Below are 24,365 nucleotides of genomic sequence, written 5' to 3'. Positions count from 1 at the left end.
CACCGCGCCGGGGTTGCGGCCTATGACAGGGAAACACTCCATGTCAGCAAGTGGGAGATCAGGTAGCCCAACGGGACGACGAAGACCACCGAGTCCAGCCGGTCCATGATGCCGCCATGGCCCGGCAGCAGGTTGCTCATGTCCTTGATGCCCAGCTCGCGCTTGATCATGGATTCGGAGAAGTCTCCCGTGGTTGCCGCGATCGTGGTGAAGAACGCCAGGATCACGCCGGTCCACCATGGCATGTCCAGCCAGAAGTGCATGGCCAGGGCGCCGACCGCCATGGATCCAAGCATCGAGCCGGCGAAGCCCTCCCAGGACTTCTTGGGCGATATCTTCGGGGCCATGGGATGCTTGCCGAACAGCACCCCGACGATATAGCCGAAGGTGTCGTTGCTGACCGCCAGCAGCAGGATCGTTGCGATCAGCCACTGGCCGTTGGGCTCCTCGAGGATCAGCAGCGCGAAGGACAGCAGCAGCGGGACCCAGCTGATGATGAACACGCTGCTCATCACCGAGGCCGCGGCCCCCTTCAGCCCCTCCGTCAACCGCACCAGCAGCGCGATGACCAGGCAGATCATGTAGGTGAAGCCCATGGCTTCCAGCCCGCCCCAGATCGCGCTGATTGGAAGCATCGCCGAGGCGAGGAAGAGCGGAACCAGCGGGACCGAGGTCTTGGCGTGGGTGGTCGCACGGGCGACTTCCCAGCTGCCCACCCCGGCCAGGGCCACAATCAGTCCGACCAGCAGAGGCTCGTAGAGGAACAGGCCCGCGAGCACCAGTCCGAGCATGAGCAGTCCGACGCCGATGGCGGCCGGCAGGTTGCGCCCGGCCCGGGACTTCTTGGGCTCGGCCGGCGCGCCGACCAGCAGTTCGGTCGGGATCGAGGCCCGGGCGGCGTCCGGTTCACCGGTTTCAGCCAGGTCCTTGGACTCGCTGACCGGAGGGGGCTCGGCAGGACCTTCGACCTTGAGTTCCTCGGGAGGAACCGGTGAGCGGTCCTCTGCGGTGAAAGCCGCCTTGGCGCGCTGTTTGGCCTGCTGCGAGTCCACCGCGGCGCTCGCGGCTGGCATCCCCGGTTCAAGCACCGGCTGCGGCGGGCCTGCGTCCTCGGGTTCGCGCGCGGCAGGCTTCTTGCCGCGGCGCTTGGCTTCCTTCTGCTGGGCTTCGTGCAGGGCTCTCGCCTCGCGGCGGGTCAGGGGTTTGGCTTCACCGGATGCCACTGAGGGCACCGCCGAAGCCGTGCCCTCAGTGTGATCTGTCGAGCCTGGCATTAGACTTCCAGCAGCTCGGCTTCTTTGTTCTTCAGAATCTCGTCGACTGCGTCAACGTGCTTCTTGGTCAGTGCGTCCAGGTCCTTTTCACCGCGGTTGCCCTCGTCCTCGCCGATCTCGCCGTCCTTGACGAACTTGTCGATGGCGTCCTTGGCCTTGCGGCGCAGGTTTCGCAGTGCAACGCGGGCATCCTCGCCCTTGGCGCGGGCCAGCTTGACGTACTCCTTGCGGCGCTCCTCGGTCAGCACCGGAAGGGTCACGCGGATCATCTTGCCGTCGCTCGACGGGTTGGCGCCGACCTCTGGATCACCCAGCGCCTTTTCGATCTCGCGCAGGGCGGTCACGTCGAACGGGGTGATGGTGATGGTGCGGGCCTCTGGCACGGCGAAGGAAGCCAGCTGCTGCAGCGGGGTCGGCGAGCCGTAGTAGTCCACCATGACCTTCGAGTACATGCCAGGGTGTGCACGGCCGGTGCGGATCGTGGCGAAGTCTTCCTTCGCGGCCTCAATGGTGCGGTCCATCTTTTCGGCGGTCTCCGCCAGGGTTTCGTCAATCACCGGTACTCCTCAAGTACTCATTGCTGTTTCCACCAAGGGAAAATAAATCTAGAACAATCCTATGCCACGTTCACCGCTTATGCGGTGACGGTGGTGCCGATTCGCTCGCCGCGGATGGCGCGGGTGACATTGCCCTCACCTTCCATGCCGAAGACCAGCATGTCCAGCTTGTTGTCCTGGCACATGGTCATGGCGGTCTGGTCCATCACGCGGATGTTCTTGACCAGCGCCTCGGTGTAGGTCAGCGTGTCGAGCTTGGTGGCGGTCGGGTCGGTCTTCGGATCGGCGGTATACACGCCGTCCACGCCCGACTTGGCCATCAGCACCTCGTCGGCGTCGACTTCCAGGGCGCGCTGGGCCGCGACGGTGTCGGTGGAGAAGTACGGCAGGCCGGCGCCGGCGCCGAAGATGACCACGCGGTCCTTTTCCATGTGGCGGATTGCGCGGCGCGGGATGTAGTTCTCCGCGACCTGGGCCATGGCGATGGCCGACTGCACGCGGGTCTCGACGCCGCACTGCTCCAGGAAGTCCTGCAGGGCCAGGCAGTTCATCACGGTGCCGAGCATACCCATGTAGTCTGCGCGGGAGCGGTCCATGCCCGAAGCCGACAGCTCGGCGCCGCGGAAGAAGTTGCCGCCGCCGACGACGATCGCCACCTCGACCTCGCCCACAGTCTGGGCAATCTGCTCGGCGATGCCGCGCACGGTCTTCGGGTCGACGCCCACCTTGCCGCCGCCGAAAACTTCTCCTGAGAGCTTGAGCAGTACGCGGCGACGCTTGGTTTCTGGGCTGGTTGACATGGGGTCTAACTCCTGCAGTTGGTAATTCTGTGGTGAGGGGATCATCCCGAGTCCCAAGCTACCTTGAGATCCGGGCTCGAGAAAAGGGAGGCGAGTCACCGAGTGTATGCTCGGTGCCCACCTCCCTTTTCTCTAGTGCGGCCGGCTAGCGGCCGCGAACACATTTCGTGCGATTGCCTTCAGCGGTGAAGCTTAGGCGCCTACGCGGAAACGAGCGAAGGCCTCAGCCTTGGTGCCGGCCTCTTCGAGAACCGAACCAACGGACTTCTTGGCATCCTTGGCGAAAGCCTGGTCAACCAGGACAAGCTCCTTGAAGAAGCCGGTCAGGCGGCCTTCAACGATCTTGGTCAGGGCGGCCTCTGGCTTGCCTTCGGCGCGAGCGGTCTCGTCAGCGATGCGGCGCTCGTCGGCAACCTTGTCTGCTGGAACCTCGTCGCGGGTCAGGTAGGTCGGTGCCATTGCGGCGGTGTGCACTGCAACGTCGTGGGCCACGGCAGCAGCAGCTTCCGAAGCGGAGTCGACAGCCAGCAGCACGCCAACCTGGGCGGGCAGGTCCTTGCTGGTCTTGTGCAGGTAAGCAGCAACGTGCTCGCCCTCAACGCGTGCTACGCGGCGGACAACAACCTTCTCGCCGAGGATTGCGCCCTCTTCGATGACGGTGTCGCCAACGGTCTTGCCGTCAACCTCGAAAGCCAGCAGGGTCTCGACGTCGGCTGCGCCCGAGGCGACAGCTGCGTCCAGGACCTTGTTGGCCAGGGTGATGAACTTGTCGTTCTTGGCAACGAAGTCAGTCTCGCAGTTGATCTCGATCATGACGCCGGCCTTGCCCTCGACCTTGGCGGCAACCAGGCCCTCGGCGGTCGAACGGCCTTCGCGCTTGGTAGCGCCCTTCAGGCCCTTGACGCGGATGATCTCGATGGCCTTCTCGGCGTCGCCGTTGGCCTCGTCCAGAGCCTTCTTAACGTCCATCATGCCGGCGCCGGTGCGCTCGCGCAGTGCCTTGATATCAGCAGCGGTGTAGTTTGCCACGTGCAATCCCATTCAGCTAGGAGTTTCAAGTTAGTTTGCCCGTGGGACGGGTCGGATACCCAACCCGTCCCACGAGAGTGTGGAGTTTCCCTTCACAGCACGCTAGTGCCTAAAGGGAAACTCCAGAAGTCACGGAAGTGACTACTTGGCTTCTGGAGCCTCGGTCTCGGCAGTAGCCTCGGCCTTGGCCTTCTCGCCCTCGAGCAGCTCGCGCTCCCACTCAGCCAGTGGCTCAGCGGCGCCCTCGGTCTTGCCTGCAGCCTTGTTGTTCTTGGCAATCAGGCCCTCTGCCACCGCGTCGGCAACAACGCGGGTCAGCAGGTTGACGGAGCGGATGGCGTCGTCGTTACCCGGGATAGGGTAGGTGACTTCGTCAGGATCGCAGTTGGTGTCCAGGATGGCGACAACAGGGATGCCCAGCTTCTGAGCTTCGTCGATTGCCAGGTGTTCCTTCTTGGTGTCAACGATCCAGATAGCCGACGGGGTGCGGGTCAGGTTGCGGATACCACCGAGGTTGTTCTGCAGCTTGGTCAGCTCGCGCTTCAGCAGCAGCAGTTCCTTCTTGGTGTGGCCCGAACCGGCAACGTCGTCGAAGTTGATCTCTTCCAGTTCCTTCATGCGCTGAACGCGCTTGGAGACGGTCTGGAAGTTGGTCAGCATACCGCCTAGCCAGCGCTGGTTCACGTATGGCTGGCCAACGCGGTTAGCCTGCTCGGCAATTGCTTCCTGAGCCTGCTTCTTGGTGCCGACGAACAGCACCGAGCCGCCGTGTGCAACGGTCTGCTTGACGAAGTCGTAGGCGCGGTCGATGAACGACAGCGACTGCTGCAGGTCGATGATGTAGATGCCGTTGCGCTCGGTCAGGATGAAACGCTTCATCTTCGGGTTCCAGCGACGGGTCTGGTGGCCGAAGTGTACGCCGCTGTTCAGCAGCTCTCGCATGGTTACGACTGGCATGTCGCAACTCCTTTCAGCAGTAGCGGACCGGGCGCACGAACGCCCGCGGTAACTGCCCTAGTTGTTTGGGTTGTTGCAGATGTACATTGTGAACATCCGCCCTGGCATGAACCCCGGAATGCTTGGCATTCCGCACGCCGTCCACCGATTCTCTCGGACCACTGGAACGGCCGGCTTCCCCGCTTGCGCGAGGAAGAACTTCATGCGCGAAGTCAATTTCCTGCCCGGAGCATCCGATTTTGGACACACCTCTGACAGAAAACTGCACTTTTCAGTGTACTACACCCCCAGGGGCCGCTTCGCCCGAGAGCAAGGTGATCTAGCGCCCACCGCGCTGCCCACAATCAGCGGTGAATCCGATACTGGTCGGCCCGGGGCATCGCAGGGTGGATCCATGAAACCTCTTCGACTACTCGCACTGATCCAGCTGCTGATTTTGGGCATCATGCTGACTGCCGCGGGCACATCTGGCAACACGGCCGCACAAGGCTCCTTGCCCACAGCCGCCGCCCGCCCGGGATGGCAATGGCCGCTGGCCGGCGAGCCCGCAATCCTGACCCCGTTCGACAAGCCCGAACAGAAATGGCTCGCCGGGCACCGCGGTGTGGACCTGCGGGCAGCCGAGGACACAAGCGTGCTGGCACCCCACCGGGGAAAGGTCGCGTTCCGTTCCACGGTCGTGGACCGACCAGTGCTTGTGATCGACCACGGCTCTGGTTTTGTCACCAGCCTGGAACCTGTCAGCAGCGAGCTCGCGGTCGGCACCTGGATCGAGGCGGGAGACAACGTCGGAACCGTGGCCACCGGAGCGCATTGCTCGAAGCGTTGCCTGCACTGGGGTGTCCGACTCGATGGCGAATACATTGATCCGGCGCTGCTTATCAGGGATCTGCGGCCATCGATCCTGTTGCCTTTGCATTAGGCTTGCGCCGTTTCAACAGGACTGCAGGCAATTCACTGAAGACTTGAAACCGAAAAATCGCCCGGCGATCTGCTGGCGCAGATCACCGGGCGACCCGATATGTAGGGAGTGACGGACTTGAACCGACGACCAAGGGATTATGAGTCCCCTGCTCTAACCAACTGAGCTAACTCCCCATCCGCGAGCTTTCCTGAAGTTTCAGGGGAAGCACACTCGAAATATTCTAGGGCATCACCAGCCCAAACGCCGATTCGGCGCACGGGCCCGAACCCAATTAGTGCATGGTCACCTTGTGTCCGCGGTACAGGGCTTCAAAGGCATTCATTGTTTTCTCCTGCGCATGGTTCAGCACCTTGCGGTGCCCAGCCTTGCCCAGCTTGGCCCGGCCAGCTTCGTCGAGCTGCAGGACCTTCTCCAGCTTCTTTGCAAGGTCTTGCCGGTCACCCGGAGTGAACATGTAGCCGTTGACGCCCTCATCTACCAGGTGCGGCAGGGCCATGGCGTTGGCCAGCACCACGGGCTTGGACGCGGACAGCGCCTCCAAGGTCACCAGCGACTGCAGTTCTGCGGTGCCCGGCTGGCAGAACACGTCGCAGCGCAGGTAGGCCTTGCGCAATTCCTCGTCCGATACATGGCCCAGGAATCGCACCCTGTCGCTGACCTTCTGCTCGGCCGCGATGCGTTCCAGGTTCTTGCGCTGCTCTCCGCCTCCGACAATCTCGAGAATCGCGTTCGGCACCGAGTGCATCAGCGGCAGTGCTTCAATCAACTCGTTGATGTTCTTTTCCACGGCCAGGCGGCCTGCGAAGAGAATGGTCGGCTCCGCGTTCTTGGAGACGGTCTCCCCTGCAGCCAGTTCGTAGTTCCCGACCTCGATCCCGTTGGACAGCGGAAGGACGTCCTTGAGCCGGGCTCGTTCGCGCATGGCCTTCGCGGCCAGTGGCGTCGGTGTGGTGACGGCTTCGGCGCGGCCGAAGATCTTTCCCATGTCCCGCCACGAGTTGTGCGCGACGATCTTCTTGAACCAGACCGGGAACGGGAGGAATGGATCCAGGTTCTCGGGCATGAAGTGATTCGTCGCGATGGAGCGGACCTTGTTCTTCCGCGCCCAGGCGATGGTGTGCTGGCCGATCATGTAATGGCTTTGCGCATGCACTACGTCAGGCTTGATCTCCGCCAGCAGCTTATCGATCTGCCGATTGACCTCCCACGGGAAAACGATGCGGAAATAATCGTGGGTCGGCACGGAGTGCGACTTCAGCCGGTGGACGATGGCCTCGTCGCGAACCTCGGTGTAGGTCCGGCCGGACTCACCGCGCGCGGCCAAAACGTGGACCCGGTGTCCGCGTTCGTGCATGGCCGTAGCCAGGCGGTAGCAGAACATGGCGGCGCCGTTGACATCCGGCGGGTAGGTATCGGCGGCGATGACGATGGTCAGCGGTTTATCCTCGGCCACAAGCATCCTTTGTCGTTCAACATGTACAGATTCCATTGCGTGCTGCGAAGCACTGCTATTCTTGTTCGCCCTGCGGGCTCTTCCTGCCCTGCGCTGCATGCTTGGCCCGCCGTTCGATGACGTCGGGATGGTGCCTGGACAGGGCCACCACGCCGATGATTGCCAAAATGCCGGCAACCAGCATGGCCAGCGAGATCAATACCGGAACATCCGGCCGGAGCTCTCCGAGGATGATCACGCCGATGGCAATGCCGATGATCGGGTCGATGACGGTCAGTCCCGCGATGACCAGATCAGGAGGCCCCTTGGAGTAGGCCTTCTGCACGAAATACGAGCCGATCAAGCCTGCGACGACCACGGAGAGTCCGGCAAGCCACGGCAGCTTGGACAGGCTGGAGTCCCCCAGATCCAGGACTGCCACGGCAATCATGCGTACCAGCACGGCGACGAACCCGAACAGGATTCCAGCGCCGGCGATGTAGAAGAAGGCCCCGAGCTTTTTGTGGAACAGCACGGTGCACAGGGCCACCGCAACCACCACGCAGGCGAGGATGAATTCGATCAGGTGGGCTTCGGCCTGCGTCATGCTCTGGTTGGTATTCGTCACCATGATGGCCATGAGCACGAAGCCCACCGAGCCGACCATGCAACTGGCGATTGCCAGTACCGTGGGCCGGTTCATCGTCAGGTCGGATTCCCTGGCATTGACCAAGGCGGTGATGACCAAGGCGATGGCGCCGATCGGCTGCACGACCGTCAGCGGAGCGTTCGCCAGTGCGAAGACATTCAGCGCCATGCCCAGGACCATCAGGAGCAATCCGCTCATCCAGCGTCCGTTGGACACGAGCTTGCTGATGTTCCCGATCTTCAGGTCGAGCCCGCCCACTGAATTGCGCACGGCCATGGCCTGGAAATGCGCACCGAAGGCAAGGCAAAAGGCACTGCATAGAGCCGCTGTAATAGCGATCCAAACCATGTCAGTGCCTTTCTGGCCTTGTTGTTTTCATGCCGCGAGGCGTTGCGTGTCCGCCCTGGGCATCAAAGCCTAGGAGCGCTTGAAGAGCTTGCGGATCACAACCGCCAAGGCGGTTGCCGATCCTGCTGCTACGACGAGAGGTTTGGCTTTTTCCATGCGTTCTGCAGCGGCTCTGTCGGACTCCGATAGGTCTTCACCGGCAGTGGATGACGGGCGAACGAAGCTGCGTGCCTTGGCGGCGGCATTGCTGACGCGCTCACCGGTGCTCTCAGCGAAGTGGCGCACCTTGTCGACCTTGGCCAACGGAACCTGGATGCTTTCGCCGAGGTTGTCGCGCAGGGCCTGGATCTGGCGGCGGCGCCGCTTCGTGCGCAGGATGAGCTCGTCGGCGCTTGGTGCCGGAGGCTTCGGCTCGCTGGGCTTGGAGTCCTTGCCTTCGGCGTCTTCGGACTTCTTCTTCAGCGGTTCGTCCAAGGTGCTGACGTCGAAGTTGCTGCCGTCCTTGAGAACACCGATATCGTGGCGGATGCCGCGGATCGCTGCTTCAGGCTTGAGCGGCATGGCCTTCTTGATCTTGCGGTATCCGACGAGTCCCAGAATTGCGGCAAGGATCAGGAAGAATCCGGCCAAGATCAGCGCTGCTGCCCAGCCGGGGAGCCAAATTGCCAGTACGTTGATCAACGTGACCACGGCGGCAATGCCGAAAAGCAGGACGAGGACCAAGGCCGCGCCTGCCATGGCGCCGGCCATGCCCAAGCTGATGCCCTTGCTTTTGAGCAAGGTTGTCGCGAGCTTGAGTTCGTCCGAGATCTGCTGCGGAACAAGTTCCTTGAGGCCTTCAACTTGCGCTTTGGCACTCTTGACGCTCGACTTCAGACTTTCATCAGTCTGCGTCGATTCAGCTTCAGACATGGTTTCTCCATATTCTTGATCGCCGGATAACCGGTAGTACTCACGCTAGCACTCCAGTTGTCGCGGGCGACTCAGTCTTCAGGCGTAATACTCATGGCTCGATCTCATGCCACGGGTGTATCTGTTCTCGTTCGAAAGTCTATCGCCTGAAACCGGCTGACTATAAGCGATGCAAAAATTTGTGCGTGCCCTGACCAGTACCTGAGCACTTCTGTCTACGAAAAAGAGAAACCTCCCAATCACCACAGGCGATTGGGAGGTCTATTTCGCTCCTCCAACTGGACTTGAACCAGTAACCCTTCGATTAACAGTCGAATGCTCTGCCAATTGAGCTATGGAGGATTGCAACGAGATATACTTTATCACTGGCCAAGCCGGGTTTTCAAATCGGCGGCGCCCCCGCGCCCGATGGGTATTTTCGCCTTGAATTTCCGGGTTTCACCGCTTGGATCGGAAAGCTTTTCTCGCGCTCCCCCTCAACTTTGCCCTGTGATTTGAAGCATATTCCGCGAGCTCGATCAACTGGCGGGCAGAGCGCTCCCAGGAATAATTTTCTGCGCGCAGCACCGCGAGTCGCGAATACCGGCTCCAAGTCTCATGATCTGCCAACCGGCGCACTTGGTCCGCAAAACCTCGGGGGTCGTCTGGTGCGGCAAAGAGAGCTGCATCATCCGCGACCTCCCGGAAGATCGGCATGTCGGTGGCGACCACCGGAGTTCCCATGCTCATGGCTTCAACCAGCGGCAGCCCATAGCCCTCTTCACGCGACAAGGTCACCAAGGCGGTGCATTCTCCCAAGAGCTCTTCGTATTCCTGGTCGCTGACGCCGTTATGGAAGATGACCTTTGCCCCCTCGGGCATCTGTTGCTCAAGTTCGCTGCGGCGCTGCTCTGCGATTCCGCTCAGCAGGTGCAGTTCGAAGTCGGGCAAGAATTCCATGCCGGCAAGCAGCGTCTCGACATTTTTGTATTCCATGAATGAACCCATGTACAGCAGGGTCTTCTTGGGCTCGGCAGTTTCCGAGCGCCGAGCGAAGGTTCCACTGGGCGCATTCGAGACCAATCCAATGTGCTTGCGCGTCAGGTTGTGCTTGCGCATCAGGGAGGCTGTCGTATTGGAGACCGTGGCCACCGCATCTGCCCGATTCAGGAGCCAGCGCTGCGGCCAATACACCTGGTGGAAGAGGAACCAGCCGAGCCGGATCGGAGCCGGCAGGAATTTCGGGGCATGGGGATGCGAATAATAGATCAGGTCATGCAGGGTCAGGATTACCGGGTATTTGCGACCGAAGGTTCCCATGGTCTGCATCGGCGAGAACACGACGTCGGGGTTCAGCTTGTTGACCTGCAACGCCACCAGCGGCTCCAGTGCGCTGGTTGGGGATGACACCTTCAAGTAGGGCACCTCCGGCAGCATCGGCAGTTGCCTTGGATCGTTGACCAGCATCGTGACCTCGGCCAGCTCGGAGGCCGCCGCGATCAGCCCTGCCGTGAAACGGCTGATCCCATCGTGGTGGGTAATGCGGGTATATCGGGCATCGATCACGAGTTTCACGAGGTGAGTCGCCTTTGTCGTTGGCAGCGTATGGGAAGTTAAGCCTATCCGCTACGGTTCGGGGACTTCTTCATCGACAGACGGATCCTGCGCACGCCGGCCCGCCATGGCGAGCGACAGGTAGCAAACCAATCCCAGGACGTTCGCCAGTACCCAGGCGCCCAAGGCCGCGCGAATTCCGAAGACCGCGCCGATCCCTCCACCCAGCAGGCCTCCGAGCGGCACGACGCCGAAGGTGAACAAACGACGTGCGCTGGTCACGCGCCCCAGCAGCTGTTCCGGGGTAATCTCAGCCACCCACGTTGCCATTGACACATTGAACACCAAGATGAGCACGCCCCATCCTGCGGCATGTACCACGAGCAGAATGATGGCCAGCGGCGGCGCAGCGAATCCGGCGGCAAGCACCACCCCCGATAAGACAATTTGTCCAGCGATGGTCGGCAAGGCGAGCTCGCGTGGCGTAAACTTTTCGGCCAACCGCGGTGCCAGCAGGGCACCTGCCAGCCCGGAGAGCCCGCCCAGCGCCGCATACAGGCCGAACCCTGCAGCGCCCAGCCCCAGCTCATTGATGATAAAAAGTCCTTCGACGGCGGAGCCGATCGCCAGTCCAAAATTGGAGAACGCGACGCTCAAGGTCAGCGCCTTGAGTACCGGGCTGTCCCACACGTATCGCAAACCGGCGGCGAAGGCCCCCTGTCGCGAAGCGCTTCCCACGGCTTCAGTCTCGGTTGGACGCGTAGCTGTCTTCCCCCGGACCGCGCACGAGGTGCCGAAGGCCGCGAGCAGTAGGGCCGCGGCGGCAGCCAGCAACGGCGGAGCGCCCAAAAGCGCGAACAGCGTTCCCGCAGCTGCAGGAATGATGATGCTCAAGGCCTGGTCGGCGGCGGCCAGCCGCGCAATGAGCCTGGCCATCGATGTCCGCTCATCGGCCAGCGCCGGGGCGGCGGCCGCTTGCGATGTTTCGCTGAAAACGTTGCAGAAGCCCAGAAGTGTCGCCAAGACCAGCACCAGCGCGACGCTCAGCGCCCCGGCGGCGCTGAGGATCAACAGGCACCCCATGAGCGCGACTTTGGCTCCGAGACCAAGCCGCAGAACCTGCAATGGCCCGAGCCGATCGACCAAATATCTCGCTGGGAGCGTGGCCGCCACGAACGCCAGCGTTCCCAGGGCGTTGAGCAGACCCATGTCGAAGGCGTCGGCTGCCAACGTAGAAATGAAGAGCAGTTCCACGGTGAAATCACCAAGATTTCTGCCGGCGGCGTCCGCAGCATTCGAGCGCAGCAACATTCGTTGCGACTTGTGCAGATCAGGCATGCGGACCCTCCTTTGGTTACTGAAACTTACCAGTCAAGGTGCCATTTTTGCCCCTCATGCAAGTCGATCGATTAGCTCAAAGTTTCAAGTTGACCGATTCGGCGGAAAACACTCCGTTACCGGCGCCGAGTCGGGCGCACGGAGCACTGAAACCACCAAGTCAAACGGGTGAGAAACCTGCTCCCATACCACAGAATGCTGGCCGACGACCCCTGCGTCACGAAACTTTCTATTCGAGTTACCCGGTTTGCATTAACTAATTATCCTATGCTGTTAATAGTTTTCGTTAGGTAAGCCTGACCATACATATCCGCCAAGCTGAGGAGCATACACATGGGTACGCCAATGCCTTCCATGCAAAGAGTCACCGTCGATTCGCCGCCCGGCGACAGCTCGCTGTTATGCGCGCAGACCGCGGCGCAATTCGAAACCGAGACCGCCCGCGTAGTGAGCCATGTGGCCGCGCAGCTATCCACCGTGGCCTCTCCCGCCACCGGCGCAACCCCAGATCAACTCCGGCCGGCCATCGAGGCGGTGGACCTGAACAGCCCGCTGGGCAATCTCACCGAGGCCTTGGAGGAAATCCAGCATCTCTACTTGCGCGATGCGATCTACTTCCACGACACCCGTTACGCCGCCCATCTGAACTGCCCCGTGGCCATCCCCGCGGCAGCCATCGAGGCAGTGGTCACGAGCGTGAATACGTCGATGGACACCTTCGATCAAAGCGCCGGGGCAACCCTGATCGAACGCAAGCTCGTGGACTGGACCGCAGGCCTCATCGGCTTCGATGTCCAGGGCGCGGATGGGATCTTCACCTCCGGCGGCACCCAATCCAACCTCCAAGCCATGCTGATCGCCCGGAACATCGCGGCCTCCAAGCTGGACGGTCCGCTGCCCCACCGCCTGTCGAGGCTCCGGATCTACTGCTCTGCCGATGCCCATTTCTCCATCCGCGATGCCGCCATGCTGCTCGGCCTGGGCAGCGAGGCAGCCGTAGCGATTCCCACCGACTCCCTGCACCGCATGGATCCAGCCGCCCTGCGCCGGCAGATCGATGCGGATCTGCAGGCAGGGCTGCAGCCGATGAGCATCAGCGCAACGGCCGGCACCACCGACTTCGGCGCCATCGATCCACTGCTCGAACTGCGGCGCATCGCCTCGGAGCACGGAACCTGGCTGCATGTCGACGCCGCCTACGGGTGCGGCTTGCTGATCTCCCGGCACCACCGCAGCCGTCTAGCCGGCATCGAATCCGCGGACTCCGTGACGGTGGACTACCACAAGTCGTTCTTCCAGCCCATCGGATCCAGCGCGCTCATTTTGGCCCGCGGCCGGGATTTCGGTTCCATCGCCCATTACGCCGAGTACCTCAATCCGCGCTCCGAAGCCGCTGGCAGCGCCAACCAAGTGGACAAGTCCCTGCAGACCACGCGCCGCTTCGATGCCCTGAAGCTATGGACGACGCTGCGCACGCTGGGCGCAGACCGGCTGGGATCCATGTTCGACCAGGTGATCGAGCTGGCGGAGATGGCCGAGCGCGAGGTGGCCCTGCGCGACGAGCTGCGGCTGGCCGCCCCGGTGCAGCTGAGCACGCTGGTCTTCGCCTTCAACCAACCGCATCTTTCCTTGCCGCAGGCGCAGAAGAACCAGCTCGCCGACCAGATCCGCCACCGGCTCTATGCCTCCGGCGAAGCCATGATCGCCGCCACCACCCACCACGGCGAGCGCCTGCTCAAGCTCACCTTGTTGAACCCGAACACGTCCCTGTCCGATATCAGCGCCATCCTCGATGCCATCTGCAAGGCAGGACGCGAAGTACTTTCCGATTTCGAAGCTGGAGTATCACTGTGAAGCATTTTGACGTCATTGCCATCGGGGCCGGCCCCTTCAACCTCGGTCTGGCAGCGCTGGCCGAACCGCTGGACCAGCTGAGCCTGGCCGTTTTCGAAGCCCGGGAAACTATCAGCTGGCACCCGGGCATGATGCTGCCCGGGACCCACCTCCAGGTCCCCTTCATGGCCGATCTGGTTACCATGGCGGATCCCACCAGCCGGTTCTCGTTCCTGAACTACCTCAAGCAGCAGGGCCGCATCTACCCGTTCTACATCCGCGAAGACTTCTATGCCCTGCGCTCCGAGTACAGCGCCTACCTCGCCTGGGCCGCCGGGGAACTGGCCAGCGTCCACCTGGGCCACCGGGTGCTGGCGGTCGAGCACTCCGCGGGCAGCTACCGCCTCTCCGTGCTCAGCGCCGGGGGCGTTGACGAATTCAGCTGCGACAAGCTGGTGCTCGGCACCGGTTCCCAGCCCTACCTCCCGCCGGTGCTGGGCGAGGGCGCCGCGGCCCGCGCCGTCCATTCGAGCGATTACCTGAGCCATCGCGACCGCCTGCTGCAGCCGCGCACGGCACGCCCGCACGTGACCACCGTGCTGGGCAGCGGGCAGAGCGCGGCCGAGATCTTCCTGGACCTGCTGCGCAACCTGCCGGACGAAGACCACCTCATCTGGGCGACCCGTTCGGAACGCTACTTCCCGCTGGAATACACCAAGCTGACCTTGGAGATGACTTCGCCGGAATACATCGACCATTTCCATGCGCTGCCCCAGGAGTCGCGCGACCAGCTGGCCGCCGAACAAAAGGGGCTCTACAAGGGCATCGACGCGGACCTGGTTAACGAGATCTACGACGAGATCTACGAACGCAGCGTGGCCGGCCGCCCCGACGTCCATTTGCGCACCGGGTGCGCCGCCACCGACATCCAGCTGCGGCCCGAAGGCCTGGCCGTGAAGCTACGCCACGAACGCACGGCGCAGGATTTGTCTTTCGTCACCGACGAGCTGGTGATGGCCACCGGCTACAAGAGCCAGCTGCCCGATTTCCTGACCGGAATCAGCTCTCGGATCAACACCCTGCCCGACGGGCGGCTGGACGTTGACCGGGAGTACGGGATCGGTGAAGACATTTTCGTGCAGAACGCCGAGCTGCACACCCACGGGTTCACCGCCCCCGATCTGGGGATGGGCGCCTACCGCAATTCGGTGCTGCTCAACCGGATCACCAGGAGCACCGCCTACCCGGTGGAAGAACGCATCGCCTTCCAGCGCTTCGGCGCCGCGTCCCTCGACACCCTGCCCACCGCAACGGCCACCCACGCCTAGGAGCACCCATGACTTTTAAATTCCGAACCGTCAGCCTGCCGCACGACACGCAGCTGCTGCATTCCTGGATCGCCACCGAGCACGCGGCGTTCTGGGGAATGCGCCACGCCACCGCTGCACAGGTGGAGTCGGCCTACGCGCAGCTGCTGGACACGCCGCGCTACCAAGTGCTGCTGGGACTGGAGCACCAGGATCCCCGCTTCCTGGTGGAACTCTACGATCCGCTGGAGTCCCCGCTGGCCGGTGCCTACCGCCACATTCCCGGCGATCTCGGTCTGCATTTCCTGGCCCCGGCCGCCACCGCACCCGAAGCGGGGTTCACCTACCGTGCCCTGGCCGCCGCCGTGCAGCAGGGCTTCGACGATCCGCGGGTGCAGCGGATCATCGTCGAACCGGACCTGCGCAACAAGTCGATCCATGCGCTCAATGCCAGGGTGGGCTTCAGGCCCGTTGGCCCGGTGCGGCTGACCGAGGCGGACGGCGGCACCAAGCATGCGCTGCTGTCGATCATCACCCGCGCTGAATTCGAACAGGCCACCGGCGCGGTACTGACCGGTACCGTGCTGTCCCCCGAGCGCTGGGAACGCGCCAACCGCCATGTGCTGGCCAAGGCGCTGGGCGAATTCAGCCATGAACGGCTGCTGGAACCGGCAGAGCACGGCGAGCAGTGGTACAGCCTGCACAAGGACGGGCACCGCTACCGGTTCACCGCCGGGCGGTACCGGATGAACCACTGGCTGGTGCAGCCGTCCTCGATCATCCACGAACGCTTCGCTGACGGTTCCTGGCAGCCGGCCGGGGTCGACGTGCTCGATTTCGTCACGCTCTACCGCCAGGAGCTCACCCTGAGCGAAGCGCAGCTGCCCACCTACCTGGAAGAGCTCTCCTCGACGCTCAGCAGCCACTGCTACAAGCAGTTGCAGGCCTCGCACTCCAGCGCGCAGCTGGCGCAGTTCGCCGGCACTGCAGCGCAGTCGTTCCAGCGGATCGAAGCGGCTATGACCGAAGGACATCCATGCTTCGTCGCCAACAACGGGCGCATGGGATTGGGCCGCGCAGACTACCTGCGCTACGCCCCGGAGACGGGAACGGCACTGCCCTTGGGCTGGGTCGCGGCCCACCGTTCGCGGGCGCATTTCAGCTCGATCGACACCTTGGACTACGATGGCCTGCTGGCCGATGAACTGGACCCGGGCGAACGCGCACGGCTGGAGGGGGTGCTGGAGCGCGCACTCCGCGACACCGGCGACACCGCAGCGGACTACATCCTGATGCCGGTGCACCCATGGCAGTGGGAGAACAGGCTGTCCATCACCTTTGCGAACGACATCGCCGCCCGGAAGCTGATCTGGCTGGGCGCCAGCGCGGATCACTACCAGCCGCAGCAGTCCATCCGCACCTTCTTCAACGTCGATGCCCCGCAACGGCACTACGTAAAGACAGCCATGTCGATCCTCAACATGGGCTTCATGCGGGGCCTGAGCGCCGAATACATGAAGGCCACCCCGGCGATCAACCAATGGCTGGGCGAGCTTTTCGAGAAGGACGCGGTGCTTTCCACCCAGCCGGTGGCGCTGCTGCGCGAAGTCGCCGCGGTGGGATACCGCAACCCCCAGTTCGAGGCAGCCACCGACGCTTCGGCGGCGCAGCGCAAGATGCTTGCAGCCCTGTGGCGGGAATCCCCTATCGGCGCGCTGGCCGACGGCGAGCGCCTGGCCACCATGGCAAGCCTGCTGCACGTCGATGACCAGGGCCGGTCTTTCGCCGCGGCCTTGATCCGCAGCAGCGGCCTGGACCCCGAGCAGTGGTTGGCCGCCTACCTTGACGCGTATCTGGTTCCCCTGGTCCACTGCCTGGCCGCCTATGACCTGGTGTTCATGCCGCATGGCGAGAACGTCATCCTGGTGCTCAAGGACGGGGCGGTGCAGCGGGTGCTGCTCAAGGACCTGGGCGAGGAGATTGCGGTGCTCTCGGACAGGGTTGAACTGCCCGAAGAGATTCGCCGGGTACGCACCGGCGGCGACCCGGTGCTGTCGATCTTCACCGATGTCTTCGATTCGTTCTTCCGCTTCCTCGCGCCGCTGCTGGATGCCGAAGAGGTGCTGGGCGAGGACGACTTCTGGCCCATCGTCTCCCAGCGCCTGCTGGGCTACCGCAGCGCGTACCCGTTATTCGCCGAGGACTTCGACCGGTTGGGGCTGTTCGTTCAAGCATTCCCGCTCTCCTGCCTGAACCGCCTCCAGCTGCGCAACAACCAGCAGATGCTGAATCTTGCGGACCAGTCCGGCGGACTGCTGTATGCCGGAGAGTTGGAGAACCCGTTGGCTTCGGCGCTCGTTGCCATGAAGTAGCCCTTTCTTCTCTACGGGCGCCACGCCGGGACCATGCTGTGTTCCGCTGCGGCGCCCTACCCGATGCGGGCGGCGAGGGCGGCGGCTCCGTCGCCCTCGAGCCGGGGGCAGGCTTCGCGCCGCCCGGCCATTGCCATCACCAGATCCAGCAGGCTTCCGCGCACTTCAGGGCCGGCCCCGGTGGCGAAATCATTGTCCAGCGCAACCAGGGCCAGCCCCTTGACCAGACCCTTGCTGTTCACCGCGAAATCCTTGGCTGCGAAAAACTCTGCGACCTCCCGCACCGCCGGGGCCGATGGCTCCAAAGCCAGGTTGTTGGGCCGGGCAATGTCCTGCCCGTGCACCAGCACCTCGCCGAGCAAACCCTGGCTGGAGCCCAACGGGGCGATGCGGCGGGTGCGGGCCAGGCGATAGCGCGCCAAGGTTTCGGAGAAGTCCCGCCCCAGCTGGCCGGCCAGCAGCCGCGTGTTGTGCCGGTCGGTGTTGAACCCCGAGCGTGCCATGTTCACCAGCCACCCCGGGGTCGCGGTGGACCCCGCCGCGCTGAGGTGCGCGACCACGTGCTGCACGTCCCAGTCCTCGCACAGCGTCGGCAGCTCCCATTGCCCGGGCTGAAGCGCCGCCAGCACGTTGTCCAAGCGCTGGCGTTCCTCATCAATCAACCGCCATCTTGCTGCATCGTCCATGGTTCCCAGCCTAGTTAGTTGTCGGGGTCTTCCGACCGGAAAATTTGTGCGCGCCCAATTCCATGTGGGAACCGCGATTGCCCTGAACTGGAAAAAACTTCACTACTAAGTGTTGCTAACTACCACTACTGAGTTCTACTATCTACCTGTACTCAACATCGCTAAGTAGACAGGAGATGCCATGGGAACACAGATGACCGAAATGCTGAAAGGCACCCTTGAAGGCATTGTCCTCTCGATCCTCGCTGAACGCCCCGCGTACGGTTACGAGATCACCGCTGAACTGCGCGAACGCGGCTTCACCGACATCGCCGAAGGCACCATCTACGCACTGCTGATCCGCATCGAAACCAAGAAGCTCGTTGCGGTGGACAAGGTCCCCTCCGCCAAGGGGCCGCCGCGCAAGGTCTTCACCCTCAACGATGCAGGCAGGGCCCAGCTCAGGGACTTCTGGTCCACCTGGAACGAGCTGGTCAGCCGCATCGACAACCTCCCCCACGAAAGTAAAGGACACTGAATCATGGCAGCCAAATGGATCGAAATGATGACCGGATCCCTGGAACAGAAAAAGCAGTACAAGCGCAACGTCGCGCGGCTGGAGGCACTGGCCTCCCCGTACAAGGAAACTGCCGCCGCGCTGCAGCGCTACTTCCTCTACCAGGGCGGAGTCACCGACGGAGACATCCTGGTCGCCATGCTCGGAGACCTGGCCGAGCTCTTCGAGGATGCCGCCGCGGCCGGCACTCCGGTACGCGACGTCGTCGGTGAGAACCCGGTGGAATTCGCCGAGGAATTCACCGCGGCCTACGGAGGCCAGCGCTGGATCGACAAGGAACGCACCCGGCTGATCGAGGCAATCGACCAGGCCGAACGGAAGGAAGAAGGGCAGTAGCCATGCAGGCAATCGAGGTCCACGGGCTGCGCAAGTCCTACAAGGACCTGCACGTGCTGCGCGGGGTGGACCTGGCAGTGCCCGCCGGAAGCATCTACGTGCTGCTGGGGTCCAATGGAGCCGGCAAGACCACGCTGGTCCAGATCATCAGCACGCTGCTGTCCGCCGACGCCGGGCAGGTGCTGGTCAACGGCTTCGACACCGCGGCCCAGCCCCGCCAGGTGCGCGAGTCGTTGAGCCTGACCGGACAGTTCGCCGCCATCGATGGCGTGCTCACCGGCCGGGAAAACTTGATCCTGCTTGCCAGGCTGCGCCGGGATCCGGACCCGGAGCGGGCAGCCGACGCGCTGCTCGAACGCTTCGACCTCACCGAAGCCGGCGCCCGCCGGCCCTCGACCTACTCAGGCGGCATGCGCCGGCGGCTTGACCTGGCCATGGGCTTGGTCGGAGGCGCCCCGCTGGTGCTGCTGGATGAGCCGACCACCGGCCTTGACCCGCAGTCCCGGATCCAGATGTGGAACATCATCCGCGAGCTGGCGGCTTCCGGGACCACCGTGCTGCTGACCACCCAATACCTGGACGAGGCCGAACAGCTGGCGGACCGGATCGCCATCCTGCACGACGGCACCATCATCCAGGAAGGCACCCTGGCCGATCTGCGCAAGCTGCTGCCGCCGGCCACGATCGAACACGTTCTCAAGGAACCGACGCTGGAAGACATCTTCCTGACCTTCGTCGGCTCCGCCGGCGCCCCGGAAGGAGCCTGATCATGAGCATCGCCGCGCTGCACGACACCCGCATTCTCACCGGACGCTCGCTGCGCCACATCCTGCGCAGCCCCGACACCATCATCACCACCGCGATCACCCCGATTGCCATGATGCTGCTGTTCGTTTTCGTCTTCGGCGGGGCGATCAACACCGGAAGCAGCGAATCCTACGTGAAATACATGCTGCCCGGAATCCTGGCCATCACCATCGCCTCGGGCGTCGCGTACACCTCCTACCGGCTGTTCCTGGACATGTCCGAGGGCATGATGCTCAGGCTCCGCTCGCTGCCCATCTCCCGCTCGAGCATGCTGTGGGGCCATGTGCTGACCTCGCTGGCGGCCAACGCCGTCTCCTTGCTGCTGGTCATCGGCGTGGCCTTCCTGGCCGGCTTCCGGCCCCGGGCCACCGTCCTGGACTGGCTGGCCGCCGCGGCCCTGCTGCTGCTGACAACCCTGGCCTTGACGTGGATCGCGGTTATCGCCGGGCTCAGCGCCAAGACCGTGGACGGGGCCAGCGCGTTCAGCTACCCGCTGATCCTGCTGCCGTTCATCAGCTCGGCGTTCGTTCCCACCGATTCCATGCCGAGCGCAGTAGCCTGGTTCGCCGAGAACCAGCCGATCACCGCCATCGTTGATTCGCTGCGTTCGCTGCTCACCGGGGCCGCTCTGGATGCGTCGATCTGGGTCTCCGTGGCCTGGCTGCTGGGCCTGCTCGCAGCGGCATGGGTCGTCTCCCTGTTCGTATTCAGGAGCAAGACCCGCGGCTGAGGCCACGAGCGGACGATACGGCCAAAAACAAACAGCCGCAGGATTCAATCCTGCGGCTGTTCGTGCGACCTGGATCTACTTGGTGGCCCAGAGGCCGGACTCGTCCTTGAAGGACAGCGTTTCGGTCACGCGGATCTTGGCGTCCTCGACCGCCGCGGCAGGCACGTCGAATGCCAGCTGGTAGGAGCCTTCGCCCCCGGCGGTCAGGGTCGGCACATCCGTTGCCGGGTGCTCAGTCACCGCCATGCTGCTCGTGGTGCTGTAGATGCGCGAATCGGAGCCGACCAGCTCGACCGTCAGGTCGATCCACGGGTCGCCCTCCTCGGCACCGTTGAATTCGGTGGTGAGGTCGACCAGCACGTACTGGCCCTCAGGCTTCTCGTTGAACGGATTCGCGGCGGCGATTTCCTTGTCGGCTTCCAGGTTCACCGCATCCACGCTGACCGTGTATTCGCCGATGCCGGCAGACTGCCCCAGGCCCAGAGCCTGGGCCGGATCCTGCGCCTGTTCCAGCACTTCCTCGGACGCGGCGACTTCGCCGTCACTGGCATCCTCGATGGTGGCCGACAGCTCGTCCAGCGCCTTCACGTAGGCGGCCTGGGTGACGAAAACCAGCACGATGGACACGACGGCGATGACGGTCGAGGCGATGCCCAGCCCCTTGCCGCCGTTCTTCTTGGACGCGATGATCAGCGAGATGACTCCAAGGACCAGGGCGATGAAGCCCAGCACCGCGGCGAAGTTGTTGACGATCGGCACCCAGCACAGGCACAGTGCAACGATGCCGATGACCAAGGCCGCGACGCCCAGGCCCTTTCCGGCGGACGACTTCGCAACCGGGGCGGGTGCCGGTGCCGGCATCTGGGCGCCGGGGTCCAGCTGATTTCCAACAGACATGAATGATTCCTCGAGTGATGATGGCGCGCTCGGCGCACCGGGTTTCAGCAGCGGCAGAAGGTGCAGCCCTCCTGCCTGCCGAGGTCTTGAACGACCTGGAATTCATCATTCCAAGGGCAACCGACAGAATGGCTCCACTCGATATTCCCTCCCTTTCCCCTAGCCAGAGCCTGCCGCCCCGGTGCAGAATGCGGTTATGGGCAACATGACGGATCGTCCCCACGGACTAGAGACCCTGCGCTACGTGCGGCTGATGCTGCTGGTCGTGCCGCTGCTGCTGATCGTCGCGATTCTCATCTACGCGGTGGTGAACCACCGGATCGAGGACTCGATCAGCTCCTACTACCTCGGACCGGCCCGGGACCTGTTCGTCGCCATGGTGGTCGCCACCGGCATCCTGCTGGTCGTGTATTCCGGAACGCCGATGGAGGATCTGGCCCTGAACCTGGCGGGGTTCTACGCCATGTTCGTCGCGCTGGTTCCCACCCGCTTCGAAGCCTCGCTGGCCCTGCTCGATGAGGCGGGGCGTTCGCGCGCCGTCCTGTCCGTGCGCGTGGCCATCATCGCGGTGCTCATCGTCACCGCGGTCTTTGCCTATCTGGGCCGGCGGACCCGGCGCTGGCCGAGCCCCGACCTGCTGGGCACGCCGCGGCGGCGCTTCTTGATGATTTTGTGCGGGCTGTTGCTGGCAGCATTCTTGCTGCTGGTCATATGGCGGGTTATCGAGGGAACGTACTTTGCCGGCGTCCATATCACCGCGGCGTTCCTGCTGGTGTGCTCGATGGCTGTGGCCATCGCCAGCCATCTGGGAACCGGGGGCCTGTGCGACGGCGACACCAGCGGCGGACGGCGGACCCACTACGCGGCGATCCTCTGGCTGATGGGAGCGGGCCTTGCCGCTTGGCCGGTCCTCGTCTGGCTGGGGGTGCGGCAGGCGGTGTTCATCGTTGAATGGTTCCAGATCGGGCTGTTCGCCTACTTCTGGTACCTGGAATCGCGCAGGCTCTGGGAGCACTGATTTCCGGGGAAACAAAAATCTCCCAGCCGTGTGATACGGCAGGGAGATTTTCCTTGGCTCCTCCAACTGGACTTGAACCAGTAACCCTTCGATTAACAGTCGAATGCTCTGCCAATTGAGCTATGGAGGATTGCAACGAGATATAACTTTACCCGAGGTATTCCCGAATGCAAAATCGGTGCGCTAGGTTCCGCGAAGGATCCTCCGGCGCATCTCCAGCTCCATCAATTCCTTGTTGATCTGGGAATATTCGTTGCCGTCCGGATCCACCTCGGCGCGCTGCAGCTTGCCGATCAGCTCCGCCTTGCGATGTGTGATTTGAAGCTCAATCAATCCGTTGATGATATCCGAGCAGTACCGATTCAGGTTGTGCTCGTCCAGCGCCGGAATGATGGTCACCGCAAGCTCGGAGACGAAACTGCGCAGCTGCTCGGGCACCTCCTCGCGGATGACCTCCACCCAGGAAGCGGCGGAGGCGCCCGCGGTGGAGGCCGCCACGATCCCGTCATGCACCGCGGCGTGGGCAGGGGCCATGAAGCGCGCCTCGTAGAAGGCCTGCCACTGCTCATCCGCCAGGCGCTGCGGCTGCTGGATGACAACTTCCAGGGCCTGGCGTTCAAGGCGCATCACCGGATCGCGGCTGTCCGGGCGCTCGAAGGCGGGCGCCGCCTGGGCTCCCGGCGCGTGGTCCTGGGCGTGTGCCGGGGGCTGTGCCGCGGCGGCGTTGCGCGGCAGCTTGGCCCGTTTGATGGACGCTGCCACCGACCGGTTGACGTCCTCGTTGTTCATGCCCAGCCAGCCGGCCAGCTCGCGGGCGTAGGCCGGGCGGATCGCCGAGTCGCGGATCGCCGCGACGATCGGCGCGGTCTGGCGCAGCGCCTGGACGCGCCCCTCCACGGTGTCGAGGTTGAACTTCTTCAGCTCCGCGCGGATGGCGAACTCGAACAGCGGGCGCTTGTTCTCAATGAGCTCGCGCACCGCCTCGTCCCCGCGGTGCAGGCGCAGGTCGCAGGGGTCGGCGCCGGTTGGCTCCACGCACACGTAGGTCTGGGCGATGAAGCGCTGGTCCTCCTCGAAGGCGCGCAGCGCCGCCTTCTGACCGGCCGCGTCGCCGTCGAAGGTGAAGATCACCTCGCCGCCAGTGCCGTCGTCCTGCAGCAGCCGGCGGGAGATCTTGATGTGGTCGGTGCCGAAGGCGGTGCCGCAGGTGGCCACCGCGGTGGTGATGCCGGCCAGGTGGCAGGCCATGACGTCCGTGTAGCCCTCGACCACCACGATCTGGCGTCCCTTAGAGATCTGCTTCTTGGCCAGGTCCAGCCCGTAGAGCACCTGGGACTTCTTGTAGAGCTGGGTCTCCGGGGTGTTCAGGTACTTCGGGCCCTGGTCGTCCTCGTAGAGCTTGCGCGCGCCGAAGCCGATGGTCGCCCCCGACAGGTCGCGGATCGGCCACATGACCCGGCCGCGGAAGCGGTCGTAGATGCCGCGGTTGCCCTCGGAGAACATGCCGGTGAGCTTCAGCTCCTCGTCCACGAAGCCGCGGCTGCGCAGGTGCTTGAGCAGCCCGTCCCAGCCCTTGGGCGCGTAGCCCACCGAGAAGTGCGCCACCGCCTGCTCGTCGAAGCCGCGGCCGGTGAGGAACTCGCGCGCCGCGGCCCCCTCTTGGGTTTCCAGCTGGGCGCGGAAGAACTCCTCGGCGACCTTGTGCGCGTCGACCAGGCGCTGGCGCTTGCCGTAGTCCTCGCGGCGCGGGCCCGGGCCGCCGTCCTCGTAGTGCAGCTCGTAGTTGATGCGGGCGGCCAGCAGCTCGACGGTCTCGGTGAACGAGGAGTGGTCCATCTTCTGGATGAAGGCGATGACGTCGCCCGACTCCCCGCAGCCGAAGCAGTGGAAGGTGCCCAGCTGCGGGCGGATGTGGAAGGAGGGGCTGCGCTCGTCGTGGAACGGGCACAGCCCCTTGAAGGAGCCGATGCCCGCGGATTTGAGCGTGACATAGGATTCGACGACCTCGCGCAGGTCGGTGCGGTTGCGCACCTCGTCGATGTCTTCGCGCTTGATCAGCCCTGCCATGA

The 24,365-nt window shown here is 63.6% G+C and carries 22 protein-coding genes and 3 tRNA genes; 9 read left to right on the top strand and 16 right to left on the bottom strand.

Going from position 1 to position 24,365, the window contains the following annotated elements; all coding sequences use genetic code 11:
- Positions 1-20: 20 nt before the first annotated feature.
- From ACTX90_RS05030 to rpsB, 5 genes are all read right to left on the bottom strand, one after another.
- Positions 21-1,223 (bottom strand): phosphatidate cytidylyltransferase, encoded by a 1,203-nt coding sequence (locus ACTX90_RS05030; RefSeq protein WP_443443358.1) that lies wholly within the window; start codon positions 1,221-1,223, stop codon positions 21-23.
- Positions 1,224-1,273: 50 nt separating this feature from the next.
- Entirely contained in the window at positions 1,274-1,831 is a 558-nt protein-coding gene (frr, locus tag ACTX90_RS05025; RefSeq protein WP_047121038.1) for a ribosome recycling factor, read from the bottom strand.
- Between the two features lie 77 nt (positions 1,832-1,908).
- The gene (pyrH, locus tag ACTX90_RS05020; protein WP_047121037.1) at positions 1,909-2,631 is read right to left on the bottom strand and encodes a UMP kinase; all 723 of its coding nucleotides are present in this window, start codon (positions 2,629-2,631) and stop codon (positions 1,909-1,911) included.
- A gap of 192 nt (positions 2,632-2,823) precedes the next feature.
- Positions 2,824-3,660 (bottom strand): translation elongation factor Ts, encoded by an 837-nt coding sequence (gene tsf / locus ACTX90_RS05015; protein ID WP_047121193.1) that lies wholly within the window; start codon positions 3,658-3,660, stop codon positions 2,824-2,826.
- 141 nt (positions 3,661-3,801) lie between these two features.
- Positions 3,802-4,617, bottom strand: coding sequence for a 30S ribosomal protein S2 (rpsB, locus tag ACTX90_RS05010; protein WP_161447565.1), 816 nt, complete (start codon positions 4,615-4,617; stop codon positions 3,802-3,804).
- 202 nt (positions 4,618-4,819) lie between these two features.
- On the opposite strand from rpsB, the gene ACTX90_RS05005 reads away from it, so the two are divergent.
- Positions 4,820-5,539, top strand: a complete 720-nt coding sequence (locus ACTX90_RS05005) for a M23 family metallopeptidase (RefSeq protein ID WP_443443355.1) — start codon at positions 4,820-4,822, stop codon at positions 5,537-5,539.
- Between the two features lie 102 nt (positions 5,540-5,641).
- On the opposite strand, the gene ACTX90_RS05000 is transcribed toward ACTX90_RS05005, so the two are convergent.
- The 7 genes from ACTX90_RS05000 to ACTX90_RS04970 form a co-directional block, all read right to left on the bottom strand.
- Positions 5,642-5,715: transfer RNA gene (locus tag ACTX90_RS05000), tRNA-Ile, on the bottom strand.
- Positions 5,716-5,813: 98 nt separating this feature from the next.
- Positions 5,814-7,001 carry a glycosyltransferase gene (locus ACTX90_RS04995; RefSeq protein ID WP_047121034.1) on the bottom strand — a complete coding sequence of 396 codons (1,188 nt, stop codon included), beginning with the start codon at positions 6,999-7,001 and terminating at the stop codon, positions 5,814-5,816.
- A gap of 49 nt (positions 7,002-7,050) precedes the next feature.
- Positions 7,051-7,971, bottom strand: a complete 921-nt coding sequence (locus ACTX90_RS04990) for a DMT family transporter (protein ID WP_047121033.1) — start codon at positions 7,969-7,971, stop codon at positions 7,051-7,053.
- 69 nt (positions 7,972-8,040) lie between these two features.
- Positions 8,041-8,883: a phage holin family protein gene (locus tag ACTX90_RS04985; protein WP_052772603.1), complete on the bottom strand. Its 843-nt coding sequence runs from the start codon at positions 8,881-8,883 to the stop codon at positions 8,041-8,043.
- 269 nt (positions 8,884-9,152) lie between these two features.
- Positions 9,153-9,225 (bottom strand) — tRNA-Asn (locus ACTX90_RS04980).
- Between the two features lie 96 nt (positions 9,226-9,321).
- Complete coding sequence (locus tag ACTX90_RS04975) at positions 9,322-10,437, bottom strand: glycosyltransferase family 4 protein (protein WP_443443352.1); 1,116 nt, start codon at positions 10,435-10,437, stop codon at positions 9,322-9,324.
- A gap of 51 nt (positions 10,438-10,488) precedes the next feature.
- Positions 10,489-11,754, bottom strand: a complete 1,266-nt coding sequence (locus ACTX90_RS04970; protein WP_443443350.1) for an MFS transporter — start codon at positions 11,752-11,754, stop codon at positions 10,489-10,491.
- 333 nt (positions 11,755-12,087) lie between these two features.
- Here ACTX90_RS04970 and ACTX90_RS04965 point away from each other — a divergent pair, with 333 nt between their 5' ends.
- The 3 genes from ACTX90_RS04965 to ACTX90_RS04955 are packed head-to-tail and all read left to right on the top strand — an operon-like array spanning position 12,088 to position 17,266.
- Positions 12,088-13,608, top strand: a complete 1,521-nt coding sequence (locus ACTX90_RS04965; protein WP_053797614.1) for a pyridoxal phosphate-dependent decarboxylase family protein — start codon at positions 12,088-12,090, stop codon at positions 13,606-13,608.
- A complete protein-coding gene (locus ACTX90_RS04960) occupies positions 13,605-14,915 on the top strand; it encodes a lysine N(6)-hydroxylase/L-ornithine N(5)-oxygenase family protein (protein ID WP_443443348.1) in 1,311 nt (436 codons plus the stop codon). The genes ACTX90_RS04965 and ACTX90_RS04960 overlap by 4 nt, the downstream gene beginning before the upstream one ends.
- 8 nt (positions 14,916-14,923) lie before the next feature.
- Positions 14,924-17,266 (top strand): GNAT family N-acetyltransferase, encoded by a 2,343-nt coding sequence (locus ACTX90_RS04955; RefSeq protein ID WP_443443346.1) that lies wholly within the window; start codon positions 14,924-14,926, stop codon positions 17,264-17,266.
- Positions 17,267-17,322: 56 nt separating this feature from the next.
- On the opposite strand, the gene ACTX90_RS04950 is transcribed toward ACTX90_RS04955, so the two are convergent.
- The gene (locus tag ACTX90_RS04950) at positions 17,323-17,952 is read right to left on the bottom strand and encodes a maleylpyruvate isomerase family mycothiol-dependent enzyme (RefSeq protein WP_047118258.1); all 630 of its coding nucleotides are present in this window, start codon (positions 17,950-17,952) and stop codon (positions 17,323-17,325) included.
- A 181-nt stretch (positions 17,953-18,133) separates the two neighbouring features.
- Here ACTX90_RS04950 and ACTX90_RS04945 point away from each other — a divergent pair, with 181 nt between their 5' ends.
- The 4 genes from ACTX90_RS04945 to ACTX90_RS04930 are packed head-to-tail and all read left to right on the top strand — an operon-like array spanning position 18,134 to position 20,381.
- On the top strand, positions 18,134-18,469 hold the full coding sequence (locus tag ACTX90_RS04945) for a PadR family transcriptional regulator (RefSeq protein WP_047118257.1): 336 nt from the start codon (positions 18,134-18,136) through the stop codon (positions 18,467-18,469).
- A 3-nt stretch (positions 18,470-18,472) separates the two neighbouring features.
- Positions 18,473-18,844, top strand: coding sequence for a DUF1048 domain-containing protein (locus ACTX90_RS04940; protein ID WP_443443343.1), 372 nt, complete (start codon positions 18,473-18,475; stop codon positions 18,842-18,844).
- A 2-nt stretch (positions 18,845-18,846) separates the two neighbouring features.
- On the top strand, positions 18,847-19,611 hold the full coding sequence (locus ACTX90_RS04935) for an ABC transporter ATP-binding protein (protein ID WP_443443341.1): 765 nt from the start codon (positions 18,847-18,849) through the stop codon (positions 19,609-19,611).
- Between the two features lie 2 nt (positions 19,612-19,613).
- A complete protein-coding gene (locus tag ACTX90_RS04930; RefSeq protein ID WP_113606692.1) occupies positions 19,614-20,381 on the top strand; it encodes an ABC transporter permease in 768 nt (255 codons plus the stop codon).
- 75 nt (positions 20,382-20,456) lie between these two features.
- Here the strand turns inward: ACTX90_RS04930 and ACTX90_RS04925 are convergent, their stop codons facing one another.
- Positions 20,457-21,278 (bottom strand): DUF4352 domain-containing protein, encoded by an 822-nt coding sequence (locus ACTX90_RS04925; RefSeq protein ID WP_443443339.1) that lies wholly within the window; start codon positions 21,276-21,278, stop codon positions 20,457-20,459.
- A 196-nt stretch (positions 21,279-21,474) separates the two neighbouring features.
- Here ACTX90_RS04925 and ACTX90_RS04920 point away from each other — a divergent pair, with 196 nt between their 5' ends.
- Entirely contained in the window at positions 21,475-22,296 is an 822-nt protein-coding gene (locus ACTX90_RS04920) for a hypothetical protein (RefSeq protein ID WP_443443337.1), read from the top strand.
- Between the two features lie 54 nt (positions 22,297-22,350).
- Here ACTX90_RS04920 and ACTX90_RS04915 read toward each other — a convergent pair.
- A tRNA-Asn gene (locus ACTX90_RS04915) sits at positions 22,351-22,426 on the bottom strand.
- Between the two features lie 53 nt (positions 22,427-22,479).
- Positions 22,480-24,363 (bottom strand): DNA primase, encoded by a 1,884-nt coding sequence (gene dnaG, locus ACTX90_RS04910; protein ID WP_047118575.1) that lies wholly within the window; start codon positions 24,361-24,363, stop codon positions 22,480-22,482.
- Positions 24,364-24,365: the final 2 nt, after the last annotated feature.

This window comes from Glutamicibacter soli (assembly GCF_052322135.1).
GTDB classification, from domain to species: domain Bacteria; phylum Actinomycetota; class Actinomycetes; order Actinomycetales; family Micrococcaceae; genus Glutamicibacter; species Glutamicibacter soli.
The sequence above is the reverse complement of the archived record's forward strand: the minus strand, read 5'-3'. Positions and strand labels throughout refer to the sequence as shown.

Excerpts from the sequence above, each read along its gene's own strand:
- pyrH (WP_047121037.1), bottom strand. The coding sequence starts at position 2,631 with ATGTCAACCAGCCCAGAAACCAAGCGTCGCCGCGTACTGCTCAAGCTC.
- ACTX90_RS04925 (WP_443443339.1), bottom strand. The coding sequence starts at position 21,278 with ATGTCTGTTGGAAATCAGCTGGACCCCGGCGCCCAGATGCCGGCACCG.
- ACTX90_RS04920 (WP_443443337.1), top strand. The coding sequence starts at position 21,475 with ATGGGCAACATGACGGATCGTCCCCACGGACTAGAGACCCTGCGCTAC.
- dnaG (WP_047118575.1), bottom strand. The coding sequence starts at position 24,363 with ATGGCAGGGCTGATCAAGCGCGAAGACATCGACGAGGTGCGCAACCGC.
- ACTX90_RS04930 (WP_113606692.1), top strand. The coding sequence starts at position 19,614 with ATGAGCATCGCCGCGCTGCACGACACCCGCATTCTCACCGGACGCTCG.
- ACTX90_RS04985 (WP_052772603.1), bottom strand. The coding sequence starts at position 8,883 with ATGTCTGAAGCTGAATCGACGCAGACTGATGAAAGTCTGAAGTCGAGC.
- ACTX90_RS04950 (WP_047118258.1), bottom strand. The coding sequence starts at position 17,952 with ATGGACGATGCAGCAAGATGGCGGTTGATTGATGAGGAACGCCAGCGC.
- ACTX90_RS04935 (WP_443443341.1), top strand. The coding sequence starts at position 18,847 with ATGCAGGCAATCGAGGTCCACGGGCTGCGCAAGTCCTACAAGGACCTG.
- ACTX90_RS05005 (WP_443443355.1), top strand. The coding sequence starts at position 4,820 with ATGCGCGAAGTCAATTTCCTGCCCGGAGCATCCGATTTTGGACACACC.
- ACTX90_RS04955 (WP_443443346.1), top strand. The coding sequence starts at position 14,924 with ATGACTTTTAAATTCCGAACCGTCAGCCTGCCGCACGACACGCAGCTG.
- ACTX90_RS04970 (WP_443443350.1), bottom strand. The coding sequence starts at position 11,754 with ATGCCTGATCTGCACAAGTCGCAACGAATGTTGCTGCGCTCGAATGCT.
- ACTX90_RS04990 (WP_047121033.1), bottom strand. The coding sequence starts at position 7,971 with ATGGTTTGGATCGCTATTACAGCGGCTCTATGCAGTGCCTTTTGCCTT.
- ACTX90_RS04995 (WP_047121034.1), bottom strand. The coding sequence starts at position 7,001 with ATGCTTGTGGCCGAGGATAAACCGCTGACCATCGTCATCGCCGCCGAT.
- ACTX90_RS04940 (WP_443443343.1), top strand. The coding sequence starts at position 18,473 with ATGGCAGCCAAATGGATCGAAATGATGACCGGATCCCTGGAACAGAAA.
- rpsB (WP_161447565.1), bottom strand. The coding sequence starts at position 4,617 with ATGCCAGTCGTAACCATGCGAGAGCTGCTGAACAGCGGCGTACACTTC.
- ACTX90_RS04965 (WP_053797614.1), top strand. The coding sequence starts at position 12,088 with ATGGGTACGCCAATGCCTTCCATGCAAAGAGTCACCGTCGATTCGCCG.
- ACTX90_RS04945 (WP_047118257.1), top strand. The coding sequence starts at position 18,134 with ATGGGAACACAGATGACCGAAATGCTGAAAGGCACCCTTGAAGGCATT.